The following is a 13,344-nucleotide window of genomic DNA, read 5'->3' as shown; positions in this document are numbered from 1 at the left end:
GAAAAACCGCCTCAACCAGCCGGCCGGGGCCGCGTATAGCAGGCAGTAGATTTCTTCTTGCTTTTACCCGCCCACCATGACCGATACTCCCGAAAACCAGAATCCGCCGGCCGCCGGCAGCACTCCCGACGCCAACGCCGAACAGCAGGGCCGCCAGGCTGACGCGCCCACTACGCCACCCACTACGTCGCCCGCCGCGGGCACGCACCCGGCCAGCACCCAGAGCAACCTGGGCTCCGGCGACGGAATCCGCGGCAGCTACGGCGATGCCAGCCAGACCAACGGCCTGGAAGGCGGCCCCGATTCTGCCGCCGACGGCAGCCCGAAAGAGGAGTAGCCTTTTCTGCCGCCCTGATGAAGCCAGCCCGCGCCGGAAACGTATCTTTCCGGCGCATGCTGGCTTTTTCTCGTTTCCTGATCCGCTGGGGCGCCGCGCTGGGCCTGCTGCTGAGTGGCCTGCCCCTGCGGCGCGCCGCCGCCCAGCTCGCCAACCCCCTGCCGCGCCTGCTGCGGGCCGATACGGTCCGGTTTGGGCGCGTCCTGCGCGACCCGGCCCGCTACCGCCTGCAGATCCTGTACACGCAGATAAACCGCGACGCCCACAACCGGCCGCACTTCCGCACGTTTCGCTACCGGGTGCGGCCCGGGCAGTATTTTTACCCGGCCAGCACCGTGAAGCTGCCCGCCGCCGTGCTGGCCCTGCAAAAGCTGCGCTTCCTGCGGCAGCACCCGCACCTGGGCCGCCTCGGGCCCGACTCCCCGCTGCGCATCGACTCGGCCTTTGCCGGCCAGACCCGGGTGGCGCGCGACACGAGCAGTGCCAGCGGCCGCGCCAGCATCGGGCACTACATTCGCAAGGTGCTGCTGGTGAGCGACAACGACGCCTTCAACCGGCTCTACGAGTTTGTGGGCCAGTACGCGCTCAATGCGGAGCTCCGCCAACGGGGCTTGCGCCGCACCCGCCTGCTGCACCGCCTCTCCGTGGGCGACCAGGAACCGAACTCCCGCCACACCAGTCCGTTGGTTTTTTATGCCGACACGGCGCTGCAGACCGTCGTGTACCGGCAGCCCGCCGCGTTCAACGCGCGGCCCCTGCCCGAGCTGGGGTTGCAAAACGAGCGTATCGGGCAAGCGTACTGGCAAGGCAACAGCCTGGTAAGCCGGCCGCTGGATTTCAGCACCAAGAGCTACTTCGCCTTGCCCGACCAGCAGCGGCTGCTGCGGGCAGTGTTGTTTCCGGCGGCCACGCCTCCTAAACGCCGGTTTGCGCTGGACGAGGACGACTATCAGCTCCTGTACCGCTACCTCTCCATGTTTCCCCGCGAAAGTCCGGCTCCCCGCTATGATGCGGCGCACTACCCGGATACCTACGCCAAGTTTCTGCTCGGTGGGGGCGGACTGGCGCCGCTGCCGCCGGGGGTGCGGGTGTTCAACAAGATTGGCCAGGCGTACGGCTTCCTGACGGACAACGCCTACGTGGCCGACTTCGACCACGGCGTGGAGTTTCTGCTCAGCGCCGTGCTGTACGTGAATGCCGACGAGGTGCTCAACGACGACAAGTATGAGTACGACGCCATCGGCCTGCCCTTCCTGCGGGATCTGGGCCGGGCCGTGTACGACTACGAGCGGCAGCGCCCCCGCCGCTACCAGCCCGATCTGAGCCGCTTTAAGCAGTGAGGATGGAGGCGGCCAATGGGAGCTGCCTGAATTTAGCTACCGCAGCGCCGGCCGCTCCACCTGCACGGCGCATTGCGGAAAGAACTGGCGAACATCGAGCGCGGCCGACAGCAGTATGTTGCCCCCGCAGGCGGGCGGCACCTCCACGCGGATGGTGGCGCGGGCCGTGCGTACCTCAAAGGGGTACGATATACTGCTCTGATTATCGAATTGAGGCTTGTATTCCCCATCGATAAACCAGCGGTAGCCGGCCGCGAGGTTTTGCCCACCGGTACTATAGGTAGCCAGCAATTCACAGGCCGAGGTTCTGCTCACGCTGGTTTCGGCCAGGGTGAGCAGGCTGGCGCAGGCACTGGAATTGACGCTGATGATTTTGGCGATGGAAGGCGTACCGTTGGCATCCAGCAAAAACAGCAGGTAGTGCCCCGGCGGACACGTATTGGCATTGGCCGGCGCGGTAAGGCGCAGCTCGCTGCCATTAACCACTGCTACCGGCAGCTCCAGAAACCGCTGGTTCATGTTAAAGGAGTGGGTGACGGACGAAAGCCGCACCAGCGTAGCACGGGCAATGGTGCCGGCCTGGGGCGAAGTGACCGTGAAGGGCTGCTGGTAGGCGACGGCCTCGGGCGCGGATGACAGAACCGGCCGCGTCAGCCCCCGGCACAGGTAAGGCGGGGTGAAGATTTCGTAGGTCGGGTGGTCAGCATACTGGCCGCCCTGCCCGCCACCCGTGGAGAGCACCGTGGCATCGGGCAGCAGCAGGGCCGTGGAGTGGTAGAGCCGGGGCTCGTGCATGGGGGCCATCACCGTCCAGGTGCCTTTCGGGCTGAGCTTATTGCCGGGCTGCCACAGCTCGGGGAAAAGCGTCGCATCTTGGTCGTCGACAGAGGGTTTGGTGGTGCCCCCGGTTACCAGTACGCTCCCGTCGGGCAGCATAGTGGAGTTGACGTGCATTCGGGGCAGGGCCATCGGCAGCCCGGCCACGAAGGTGGGTGCGCTGCCATTGATGTCCAGCAACTCCGTGGTATTGGTTATTCCGCCACCCAGGCCCCCGCCGATGTTCATGATTTTGCCCGGCGCATACATCACCGACGTACCCGCCCCCCGCTCATCACCGGCGGCAGTACGGAGTAGATTGGGCGTAGCACTCCAGCTGCCGGTACCGGCAGTGGAGAGGTAGCCCGTATCGGTGTTCGGCCCCGCGTTGAACACGTTGCCATTCGGGGCCACGTACATCCACGGGTAAAATCATGTTGTCAAACTGTCCGTAGCGGTTTGGGTATTCCGCGCTACCCGGGTCGGGGTTTCAGGCATACACGTGAGACATACGGTGAACTGAATCCACCTCATTGTCATTATGCCCCTCCCAGCTAAGCACCCGGCCATTGGGCAGCAGGTGAGTATGAATGCCGACCATCCCGTCGGGGCTGCTTCCCCCGCGCACGAAGGTGGTCCAGGGCTGGGGCAACGACCAGCGTCCCGCCACCGCCTCGGGGTACACGATGCGGGCCTCATAGCCATCGGGGGCCGAATAGCCATCCTGCAGCCAGATGCTGCTGGTGGCCTGGAGTGAACTCGTGTAGGTGGTCGTCTGCACGACCGCCGGCACCTGGGCCTGGGCGGAACTGACCAGGCCAATGCTCAAAATAAGAAGACAACGTACCATAGCGACCTGCTGCATACCTGTTTGAAACCGTAGTTACTCTACTATAAGCTTGGCGCTCCGCGCACCAGCGCGCACCACATATAGCCCGGCCGGCAGCGCCCCCAGCGTCAGCCGCACTGGTGTACTGCCCTGGGCCACGGCCGTGCGCACCAGTCGGCCCAGCGCATCATACACCCCCACGGCCTGCCCGGCCGGTGCCCCGCTCACCCAGGCTTCGCTCTGGCGGGCCGGGTTGGGCCACACGGCCAGGCTCCCCCCACTCCGCCGGGCCGCCCGCGTGCCCAGCGCCAACGGTCCCAGCCGCGCCACGTACCCCGTGAAGGTGCCGCTGCCCCCCAGGTTCAGCAGCGAAAAGGGCGGCAATGCGGCCGTTGGAGAATTAAATACGGAGGCTATAGCGGTTTCGTGAACAGTTCGTCCGTATTTGTCGGGAGGCCGTATTCTGTAAGATGAGACCGTATTCGCTTGATTTACGCACCCGGGTAGCAGCGGCATGCCAGGAGCCGGGTGCCCGGAAAGTAGCCGTGGCGCGGCGCTTCGGCGTGAGCCGCTCGTTTGTCAAAGACCTGCTGCGCCAGCAGGCCGCCACCGGCTCGCTGGCCCCCAAGCCGGCCACGGGCGGGCGGGCCCGCTACCTGGACGCGGCCGCGCAGGCCTGGCTGGTGGCTTACGTGGGCCAGCACGCGGACGCCACGCTGGCCGAGCTCAACCAGGCCTGGCAGGCCCAGGGCGGGCGGCCCGTGGGCCAGACCTGCCTCTGGCAGGCGCTGCACGAACAGCACCTGCGGCGAAAAAAAAAGCCGCCACGCCACTGAACGCGACACCGACCGGGTGCGGGCGGCCCGCCAGCAGCACCTCGAACAGGTCTGCTCCCGCCCCGACGTGAACCGCTTCCACTTCCTGGACGAGACGGGCCTGCGCCTGGACTATACCCGCACCCACGCCCGGGCCGTGGGCGGGCAACGCGTTGGCGGGGCCGTGCCACTACGCCGGGGCCCGGCGCTGACGCTGATCGGGGCCTTGTCGGTGCAGGGACTGGGCGCGGTGCAGCTGCTACAGGGAGCGCTCAACCAGCGCGGCTTTGCCTTCTACGTGGCCTACTGCCTAGCCCCCACGCTGCGCCCAGGCGACGTGCTGGTGCTCGACAACCTGCCCGTGCATCACCTCACGGGGCTGCGCGAGTGGCTGGCCAAGCGGGGCGTGGAGCTCGTGTTCCTACCGCCCTACTCGCCCGACTTCACCCCCATCGAACAGGCCTGGAGCAAGCTTAAAACCAAGCTGCGCGCCAGCGCGGCCCGCTCCTACGACGCGCTGAAAGAGGGACTGCAAGAGGCCATCGACTGGATTACCAGCCAGGATGCCAGCAATTGGTTCGACCACTGCGGCTACCACACCCAGCCCGCTTGACCACTGGCCGCACCGTTCACGAATCCGCTATATGTGCAATTTCCCGCCAGTATCAAATGCCAGCGCACTCGACAAGTAGAAGCCGGGCGTGGGGGTGATGACCTGCTGCCAGGCTCCAGTGCTGGCATCCAGCTGCGCCAGCGCAATCTCGCGGTTATTGAACGGGGGGCGCACGTCGTTGCGGATATAGCCTCCCACGAAGACGCGCCCGAGCGCATCCACTACGGGCTGCCCAATGGCGTCACTCTCGACGCCACCCGCGCGCGAAGCCCAGGCCCAGCTGCGCGTAGCCATGTCGAAGCGAGCTACGAATACGTCTGTTCTATAAATCACATATGGTACGCCCAGGACCGGGCTGCCCACGTTGGTCAGCACCGTGGCTCCTAGCCGCATATTGAGTGTTCTAAAGTCACCCGTAACGAATAGGTGGCGGCTGCCATCCAGCGTCAGATTAGTCAGTCGTAAGACTTGTTCGCTACCACTCGTATTTGTGTTGTTGCCCGTCTGCTCAGCCCACTGCCACGCCCCGCTCTCGCTGAGGTAGGCTACGTATGCATCGCCTGCGCTGTTATTGGTCCCAACACCCGTCGGCGCAGACAGCGTCGTGGTGCCAAAAGTGACGCTGTAGGGAGCCCGACCCGTGTAATCGCCGATCAGGTACAGCCCCCCGGCCGGGTCGCGCACCATGTCCCGGACGGTTTCCTCGCCCACGCCGCCCGTGCGCTGGGCCCACTGCCACGTGCCCGTGGCATCCAGCCGGGCCACGAAAATATCTCGCCTTGTATCGCTGACGGTGTAGGCATTCAGTAAGGTGAAAGGGCCAAAGGTGGCGCTCCGGCTGCTGAAGTTGCCGGCCACATACACGTTTCCCGCCGCGTCGGCTGCCAAGCCGGCTACGCTCTCGCCCCCCGTACCGCCCATACGCCGCGCCCACTGCCAGGCCCCGGTAGCCGCATCAAGCTGGGCTACGTAGCCGTCGGTCTGGCTGCTGGCCACGTACACGCCGATGCCCGTGCCGCTGCCGCCGAAGCGCAGCAGAAAGCTGTTGTAAAGCCCGCCCACGTACACGTGCCCCTGCCCGTCCAGGGCCAGCCCCGTGGCAAAATCCTCCCCGTCGCCGCCGGCCTGGGCCACCCACAGGTACTGGCCCTGGGCGTTGAGCTTGGCCACGTACACGTCCATCTTGCCCGGGTCCGGCCCGCTGGTCGTCAGCGTCGTGTTGCCGATGAGTGTGGTGCCGGTGAACGTGCCGCACACGTAGGTGTTTCCCTGTCCGTCCACTACCAGTTTGGTGGGGCCAAATCCTCCCGCCTCGTAGCTGGCGCAGGTAGTGGCCCACTCGTAGGTGGGCACCTGTGTCTGGCCGTAGCTTAGGCGCGGCAGGGCGAGCAGCAGGGGCAGCAGCAGCCACGCCCAGCCCTGGCGGCAGCGCGGGGTAAAGGAGCAGTAAGCAAGGGGAAGCAGGGGTTTCATAGCAGTGGACTTACGTGGAGATAGGTAATCGACGGGCTGCTACTGCGTTTTCCGCGCTTCCAGCCGCTTCCAGCCGCTTCCAGCCGCATCAGCCGCGCCTGCAGGGCATCGTTTTCTTTGCGCAGCTCCAGCAGGTACAGGGTAATTTCCTCCACCTTTCGCAGCAGCACCGCATTCATCGTCACGAGCTCAACCCCCTCTTGCGCCACCGTCTGCGCGGATGGCACGTCGGGCAGATGACCGTTGGCCCGGATGTAGTCGGCTACTTCGGGCAACGGGGGCAGGCAGTACCGGGGCTGAAAGACGAAATCGGGCCAGGCAGTGCCCACCGCCCGCACGTAAATGCCCGTCTGGGCTCCAATGGGGCCATTTACGGCCAGCTTCATCGAATTTGTCAGATCCGGATCGACATCAATCCCCACCCGCCCCCGAAACTGCACGGCCCCGGAGCTGGAAAGGGTACTACCTTTGTTCCACTCCGTCCAGCCGGGAGCGATGTGAAATTTGCCAGTGGCATTGCCGCCCTGGAAAATCCACTGGTTGACGCCCACGGCCCCGCTGAAAGTCAGGTGAGACTGGGTTGCGGTAGGGTAAGGTTGGATATCAACTATTTTGTCGATTTGGTAGCTATTGCCGTTGACGACCTAGGCCTGGCTGGGGTAGCTGGCGGTCCAGCATAATAAGGCCGTTACGATAGAGGGTACTTTCATCTGGGATAAAAATGGGAGGTGAGAAATGCCTTTCGTGGCGGGATAGTGGAAATCAATAGATGATTTACGATTTTTACTTTGTAGGTCAAGGGAATAATAAGATTTTGCCTTTTTAGCACTACCCGAAGCGTGCTGCCCGCTGCCTACATTCCACCCGTTCCCGACCATGCCCAGCCCTGACCTTGCCGCCGCCGATGGCCCCGTGGTGCTGACGGCGGCCCAGTACCGGGCGCAGATTTACCAGCACCCCGAGCAGGCGCTGGTAAATCTGGCGGCTTTCGTGCCCGGCCTGCAGCTGGATATCCGCTACGCCACGGCCCACAACCTGGTGGGCGCGCCGCTCTACGCCACGGCGGCGGCCTTCCTGCGCCGGCCCGCCGCGGTGGCCCTGCAAGGCGCGCAGCAGGAGCTGAGCCGGCACGGGCTTGGGCTGCTGGTGTTCGATGCTTACCGGCCCTACGCCGTGACGGTGCGGGTGTGGGAGCAAATCCGGGACGAAACCTACGCCGCCCCGCCCTGGCGCGGCTCCCGCCACAACCGCGGCTGCTCGCTCGACGTGAGCCTGGTGACGCTGGCCACCGGCCGCCCCGTGCCCATGCCCACCGATTTCGACGATTTCACGCCCGCCGCCCACGCCGACTACGAGCCCGTCGCGGCACCGGCGCGCCACTACCGCACCCTGCTGCGCACCGTGCTGGCCCACCACGGCTTTGCCAACTATGCTGATGAGTGGTGGCACTTCGACTTTCACCGCTGGCGGGAATTCGACCTGCTCGACCTGGATTTCGCGGAGCTGGACTGAGGCTGAGTGGACAGTGGCTCTACTTGCCCACAACCGACCGTCATGCAGAGGCGCAGCCGAAGCATCTCGCCTGCTGACCCAGGAGTAGTAATTCAACGACTGCACGCGAGATGCTTCGGCTCTGCTTGAGGCGCAGAATGCGCTGCATGACGGGCTGGGCGCCCGTGAGGGCGCGCCCGGATGCGGTTGCGGGAAGCGGCCCCAACTACCACGACCGGGGCAGTTGCCGCCCGCAGTAGTTGTACATGTATTTTCACAAAACAAAAAATACATGTACAGTGACGTGAGGACAGTTGTACATGTAATTTCCATTTTGTGAAAATACCTGTACAAGCTGCTGGGCCGTGTCGTTGCCGGCCATCGACTACTGCGGTAGTCTGGGGGCCTGCGGTGGTTGGTCCAGCCCGCCGCCGCGACGCGCTAGCCCTAGCGGCCCTTACCGCGGGCGCTAAGCAGGCTGTTCCGGGGTGGGATAGTGCGCGCGACTTCCTTGCACAGCTCCAAAGATTTTAAGCGCTGCCAGCAGCAACAAACGGCAGTAGAGCGGGGAAACCGGCGGCGGGCTGCGTAATTTGCGGGCGTTTTCTCCGTTTCCGTGCTGATGCTTCGATTGTTCCCGGCTGCCCGCCCTTCTGCCGTCACCCTTGTTCTTGTCCTGTTGCTGACGGCTTTTGCGCCGGTCCTGCGCGCCCAGGAGGCGCCGCCCAAGCGCGAGATGCGCGGGGTCTGGATTGCCACCGTGGAAAATATCGACTGGCCCAGCAGCCGCACGCTCACGCCCGAGCAGCAGCGCCGCGAGTACCGCCGCATGCTCGACGTGCAGCAGCGCAACGGCATCAACGCCGTGTTCGTGCAGATCCGGCCCGCCTCCGACGCCTTCTACCAGAGTGAGCTGGAGCCCTGGAGCAAGTGGCTGACCGGGCAGCAGGGCAAAGCGCCCGGCTACGACCCGCTGCCGTTTCTGATTGAGGAAGCCCACCTGCGGGGCATGGAGTTTCACGCCTGGTTCAACCCCTACCGCGCCAGCATGGACTCCGTGACCCGGCGGCTGGCGCCCACCCACCCGTTTCGGCAGCACCCCGAGTGGTTTCTGCGCTACGCCGGCCTGCTGCTCTACAACCCCGGCCTGCCCGCCGTGCGCCAGCATATTACCGACGTGATTCTGGACGTGGTGCGCCGCTACGACGTGGACGGCATTCACTTCGACGACTACTTCTATCCGTACCCCGAGCCGGGCCAGAAAATCCACGATGAAGCGGCCTTTCAGCAGTACAACCCCGAAGGGCTGGCGTTGGCCGACTGGCGGCGGCAGAACGTGAACCAGCTCATCGAAAGCCTGCACGACACGATTCAGGGCACCAAGCGCTGGGTGAAGTTCGGCGTGTCGCCGTTCGGGGTCTGGATGAACAAGTCGGCCCACCCCGAGGGCTCCGACACCCGCGCCGGCCAGCCCAGCTACGCCAACCTCTACGCCGACTCCCGCCTGTGGCTGCAGCGGGGCTGGATCGACTACATCGTGCCCCAGCTGTACTGGAGCTCCACCTTCAAGCTGGTGCCCTACCCGGTGCTGCTGGAGTGGTGGACGCGCAACCACTTCGACCGCCACCTCTACATCGGGCAGGGCTTTTACCGGATGCTGGAAAATACCCGCTCCGATACCTCCTGGCGCAATCCGCGGGAAATGCCCAAGCAAATCCGCCTGAACCGCTCGTACCCGACGCAGGTCAGCGGCAGCGTGTTTTTCAGCTCCAAGTCGCTCATGCGCAACCCCCTGCACATGCAGGACTCGCTGCGGCAGAACCTGTTTCGCTACCCCGCCCTGGTCCCCACCATGCCGTGGCTGGATGCCGTGCCGCCGCGCCCCGTGCAGCGCCTGGTGCTGACCCGCGCCCGGCCGGCCATCACGCTCACCTGGCAGCCCGGCCCGCCCGCCGCCGACGGCGACGTGGCCCGCTACTACGTGGTGTACCGCTTCACCCAGGACCAGACGCCCACGCCCGACGACCCGCGCAACATCCTGGCCCTGGTGCCCGCCCGCACCGGCGTGACGCCCACCCTGGTTGATACCGCCGCCGTGCCGGGCACCGAGTATGCCTACTACCTCACCGCCGTCGACCGGCTGCACAATGAAAGCCGGCCGCTGCGGGTGCTGACTCAGGGCAAAGCCGCCGAAATAGTGGTGGCCCAGGCGCCGGCCGAGCCGCGGCTGCCGGTGCCGGCCGCGCCGGCTCCCGCGCCCGCAACCCGCCCCGCCCCGGCAGTCCGTCCGGCAGTGCGGCCCGCGCCAACCGGTACGGTGACAAAGGTGAAAATCAAGTCCAAAAAGAAGCGCGGGTTCTTCGGTCGGCTGTTTGGCGGCCGGTAAAGGGCCGGTAAGCACTGCCGCAAAAGCAGCTGGTTCGGCCGGGTCCGGTAGTGGCCAAGGTCTCGTAAACCTTTGCTTGCTACCCTAACCCAGCCGAACCAGCCAGTACCCGCGGGCAGCCGAAGCCCCACCGCCGGTTATAGTTTATCCTCTTCAGGTATATGTACCTGATTAAGAGCAAAATAGTTGCGAATCAGGTAATTGTTGCCGGCCGTTGCGCCCGACCTGCGGCCTGTAGTGCGCAACGGCCGCCTAAAAAAAGCAGGGCCGCCCCAGCGGAGCGGCCCTACGGTCGGGGTGCTAAAAGTCGCCTTAGATAGAGCGGTAGTCGAACCGGAGGCGGGCCGTGGAGCCGGCCGTGCTGGGCCGGGTGCTCAGCACCCGCAGAATCAGGAATTCAGTGGTGTTGCGCAGCTTCACCAGGATCAGGTCGTTCATGGCGAGGCCGGCCACGGCGGTGGTAAGCTGCCCGGCCACCTGGGCCTGGTAGTAGCGCCGGGCTACGGCATTGGAGGTGGCGGAAGTGAAAAACTGGGCGGAGGTTTCGGTGGCGGGCAGACGGAAAAACTGCGTGGCATTGGCCGTGCTCAGCACCAGGGCGCTGCCGTTCAACGACAGGTAAATGTCCTTGTTCGTGGCCGGATTGGCATTCAACTCGTTCAGCCCGGTTTTCAGGTTAAACGACAGCGAATCGGGGCTGGCGCTGGGGCCAAAGGCAAGGCGGCCGGCGCGCTGCTGGGGCAGGGCCAGGAGTGGCACCACCGTCACGGTGCTGCTCACCGAGGCCGCCTGCTGCAGCGAGTACGCCACAAACCGGAACGTGACGGGCTGGCCCACCGAGCCGCGGGGCACCGTCACGTCGATGGCGCGGGTGGCGGCGGCCCCGCTGCTCAGGCGTACCGAGCCGATGCGCTGCTCGGCCCCGTTGCCGATTTTGTAGTAGTAGGAGAGGCTGTCCAGGGTTTTGAACAGCGGCGGGGCCGAGCCCACCACGTAGCCCGCGGGCAGGGTGGTGATGCCCAGCTCATTCAGAATCACGGAGTAGGTGATAATGTCGTCCTCCGACTGCTGGGTAGCCAGCTGGCCATTGCGGAAAGTGGCCGGCGTAGCGCTGAACTTGATTTCCGGGGCCCGGGCCACGTTGAAGGACACCGCGCGGGTACGGGCGCCGCCGTTCTTGAAGTTGACCACCACATCCAGGCGCACGGGCTGCTTGTTGGGCAGGGCAGCCGGCACGGTGTAGGTGACCAGCTGGGAGGACGTGCGGTTCACGGGGTCGTAGCTGAAGCCGGGGGCCACGGTGCCGACCACGGTAGAGTCGGTTTTGCTGACCACCTGCACCAGCTGGATGTCCTGCACCTGGCCCGGGTCGGCCACGGCCACCTGAATGCGGACGGCTTCCCCCGGGGCATACTTGGTGACCACCGGAATGGCACCGGTGAGCGTGACCGGGCCATTTTCGTCCTTGATGCCGGGGTAAGGGTCTTCGTAGTCTTTTTGGCAGCCCGCAGTGAGCAGCGCCCCGGCCAGCAGCAGCGCTGAGGAGAGTCGGAACAGAGAGTTTTTAGTCATGGCGTAAAGGCTTCAGAGGAGAAAAATACGACGGCCGGCTACGGCATGTCCCACCACAGGGGGCGGGTAACGTAGTCGGGGTCGTTGGCGCCGATACGGGCAATTTCCCCCGGGTTGTACTGCACCTCCGTCAGGCCCGGCAGCAGCCGCCGCGGAAACTGGCCTTTGAGCGGCTGGCTGGCCTGCGGCACGTTGGCCGGGTAGGTCGGGTACACCAGGTTCACGTAGATCTGGGTCGAGAAGTCGTAGCGCCGCAGGTCCGACCACGATTCCGGGTTCAGGAACATGGCAATGTACTTCTGCTCCATGATGTTGCGGATGGTGAGCGTAGCCGGCGTCTGGGCCGCGGCGGCGCTGGCCAGGTAGTTATCGATCTGGGTAGGGGTGATAACCGGGAACGTGACGGCCGGCGAGGCATTGGAGCCGCCCTGGCCCACTTTGGCCATGTGCGCCCGGATACCTTCGCGGTAGGCGGCGAAGGCCCGGCCAATGTTACCGGCCTTGAAAGCCGCTTCCGCCTCAATAAACTTCAGCTCGTGGTAGGTAATCACCTCGAAGTAGCCCAGGTCGCGGGCGTACCAGGAGCTGTAGAAGTCGGTGACGCCGCCGGTGGACGTCACGGCCACGCCGCCGCCCCGGCCCGGGTCGATGCCGGCCGTGCCCACCGTAGCGGCCGACGTCATGATGGGGCCGCGCGGGTCGGGCACGCCGGGGAAGGTGCCGTTGCCGTTCACGTACTTCACGAAGTTGGATGCAAACGTGGCCGTGCCGAAGTTGGCGCGGGTGGTGCCGAAGATGTTGGTGGTGCCCGTGAGCGGGGCCACGGCCGTCTGGAAGTTCAGCTGGGCGTCATCGGCCGAGGAGGTAAAGGCGCTGTCGCAGGCGGCCAGCACGGCCGCGGCGGAGTAGCTGCTTTTCTTGGTCAGGTGCTGCAGCTGGCGGGCGCGCAGGGCGTAGGCCAGCTTCACCCATTTCTGGGTGTTGCCCTGGTAGAGAATGTCGCCGCTGATGCTGGGGGCCGTGGAGTACAGGGGGCGGGAGTTGTCGGTGGCCGGGCGCTTGAGCTGCACCGCACCCTCGCGCAGCAGCTGGAAGATGGTGGCGTAGATCTGCTCCTGCGCGTCGTACTTAGGCGTGTAGTTTTGCGCGCCCCTGAAGGCCTCCGAGTAGGGGATGTCGCCCAGCATGTCGGTGGCATGGCTCAGCAGCAGCGCCATCATGATTTTGCCGGTGCCCACGTAGTAGGGCGAGCCTTCGGCCTGGGCCGCCTGAATCATACCCGGAATGTTGGAGCCCGAGTAAAAGTAGGTGTAGTTGAACGTGTTGGTGCTCTGGGCGTTGGTGAAGTAGTACTGGTCGTTGCCGCCGCTGTTGGCCGTGCGGCTCACCACGTACTGGGTAATAAAAGGCGTGCGCAGGGCCGTGAACATCTGGGTCTGGAAGCCCTGGGCAATGATGTTGGGCAGCAGCAGGTTCGGCGTGGCCGCGCTGGGGCTGTTGGGGTCGGTATTCTCGTCGAGGAAACTCTCGCACGAGTTCAGGGCCCCGCCGCCGAGCAGCAGCCCGAGAGAAAGAAGATATTTTTTCATGGAAGTCAGCTGGTTGAATGCCAAAGCGCGCCGGGACGGAAAAAGTGCCGGCCGGCGCGGCCCGGGCCGGGAAGGCGTAAAAA

Annotated in this window: 13 protein-coding genes; 6 read left to right on the top strand and 7 right to left on the bottom strand. The window is 65.1% G+C overall.

The genetic code is table 11. From position 1 onward, the window contains the following. Positions 1–76 precede the first annotated feature (76 nt). The gene (locus ABD842_RS00305; protein WP_345108400.1) at positions 77–337 is read left to right on the top strand and encodes a hypothetical protein; all 261 of its coding nucleotides are present in this window, start codon (positions 77–79) and stop codon (positions 335–337) included. Positions 338–393: 56 nt separating this feature from the next. Beyond that, entirely contained in the window at positions 394–1,677 is a 1,284-nt protein-coding gene (locus ABD842_RS00300) for a serine hydrolase (protein ID WP_345108397.1), read from the top strand. A gap of 36 nt (positions 1,678–1,713) precedes the next feature. Here the strand turns inward: ABD842_RS00300 and ABD842_RS00295 are convergent, their stop codons facing one another. From ABD842_RS00295 to ABD842_RS00285, 3 genes are all read right to left on the bottom strand, one after another. Beyond that, positions 1,714–2,913 carry a galactose oxidase early set domain-containing protein gene (locus ABD842_RS00295; protein WP_345108395.1) on the bottom strand — a complete coding sequence of 400 codons (1,200 nt, stop codon included), beginning with the start codon at positions 2,911–2,913 and terminating at the stop codon, positions 1,714–1,716. A 70-nt stretch (positions 2,914–2,983) separates the two neighbouring features. Beyond that, positions 2,984–3,343, bottom strand: coding sequence for a hypothetical protein (locus ABD842_RS00290; protein WP_345108392.1), 360 nt, complete (start codon positions 3,341–3,343; stop codon positions 2,984–2,986). A 33-nt stretch (positions 3,344–3,376) separates the two neighbouring features. Beyond that, positions 3,377–3,706 (bottom strand): T9SS type A sorting domain-containing protein, encoded by a 330-nt coding sequence (locus ABD842_RS00285; RefSeq protein WP_345108389.1) that lies wholly within the window; start codon positions 3,704–3,706, stop codon positions 3,377–3,379. An 86-nt stretch (positions 3,707–3,792) separates the two neighbouring features. Between ABD842_RS00285 and ABD842_RS00280 the strand changes: the two genes are divergently transcribed. Then, positions 3,793–4,158: a hypothetical protein gene (locus tag ABD842_RS00280; protein WP_345108386.1), complete on the top strand. Its 366-nt coding sequence runs from the start codon at positions 3,793–3,795 to the stop codon at positions 4,156–4,158. 16 nt (positions 4,159–4,174) lie between these two features. Next, positions 4,175–4,750, top strand: coding sequence for an IS630 family transposase (locus tag ABD842_RS00275; protein WP_345108384.1), 576 nt, complete (start codon positions 4,175–4,177; stop codon positions 4,748–4,750). A 27-nt stretch (positions 4,751–4,777) separates the two neighbouring features. Here ABD842_RS00275 and ABD842_RS00270 read toward each other — a convergent pair whose 3' ends face one another. Together ABD842_RS00270 and ABD842_RS00265 are read right to left on the bottom strand one after the other, a co-directional pair. After that, entirely contained in the window at positions 4,778–6,223 is a 1,446-nt protein-coding gene (locus ABD842_RS00270; protein ID WP_345108381.1) for an NHL repeat-containing protein, read from the bottom strand. Continuing rightward, on the bottom strand, positions 6,220–6,774 hold the full coding sequence (locus ABD842_RS00265) for a hypothetical protein (protein WP_345108378.1): 555 nt from the start codon (positions 6,772–6,774) through the stop codon (positions 6,220–6,222). The genes ABD842_RS00270 and ABD842_RS00265 overlap by 4 nt, the downstream gene beginning before the upstream one ends. A gap of 325 nt (positions 6,775–7,099) precedes the next feature. Here ABD842_RS00265 and ABD842_RS00260 point away from each other — a divergent pair, with 325 nt between their 5' ends. Both ABD842_RS00260 and ABD842_RS00255 read left to right on the top strand, forming a co-directional pair. After that, positions 7,100–7,735 carry a M15 family metallopeptidase gene (locus ABD842_RS00260; RefSeq protein ID WP_345108377.1) on the top strand — a complete coding sequence of 212 codons (636 nt, stop codon included), beginning with the start codon at positions 7,100–7,102 and terminating at the stop codon, positions 7,733–7,735. Between the two features lie 601 nt (positions 7,736–8,336). Then, positions 8,337–10,100, top strand: a complete 1,764-nt coding sequence (locus tag ABD842_RS00255; protein ID WP_345108375.1) for a glycoside hydrolase family 10-like protein — start codon at positions 8,337–8,339, stop codon at positions 10,098–10,100. 312 nt (positions 10,101–10,412) lie between these two features. Here the strand turns inward: ABD842_RS00255 and ABD842_RS00250 are convergent, their stop codons facing one another. Both ABD842_RS00250 and ABD842_RS00245 read right to left on the bottom strand, forming a co-directional pair. Next, positions 10,413–11,672 (bottom strand): hypothetical protein, encoded by a 1,260-nt coding sequence (locus ABD842_RS00250; protein ID WP_345108372.1) that lies wholly within the window; start codon positions 11,670–11,672, stop codon positions 10,413–10,415. A 38-nt stretch (positions 11,673–11,710) separates the two neighbouring features. Continuing rightward, entirely contained in the window at positions 11,711–13,261 is a 1,551-nt protein-coding gene (locus tag ABD842_RS00245) for a SusD/RagB family nutrient-binding outer membrane lipoprotein (protein ID WP_345108370.1), read from the bottom strand. Between the last annotated feature and the right edge of the window lie 83 nt (positions 13,262–13,344).

This window comes from Hymenobacter algoricola, assembly GCF_039539525.1.
Taxonomy (GTDB): domain Bacteria; phylum Bacteroidota; class Bacteroidia; order Cytophagales; family Hymenobacteraceae; genus Hymenobacter; species Hymenobacter algoricola.
The sequence above is the reverse complement of the archived record's forward strand: the minus strand, read 5'-3'. Positions and strand labels throughout refer to the sequence as shown.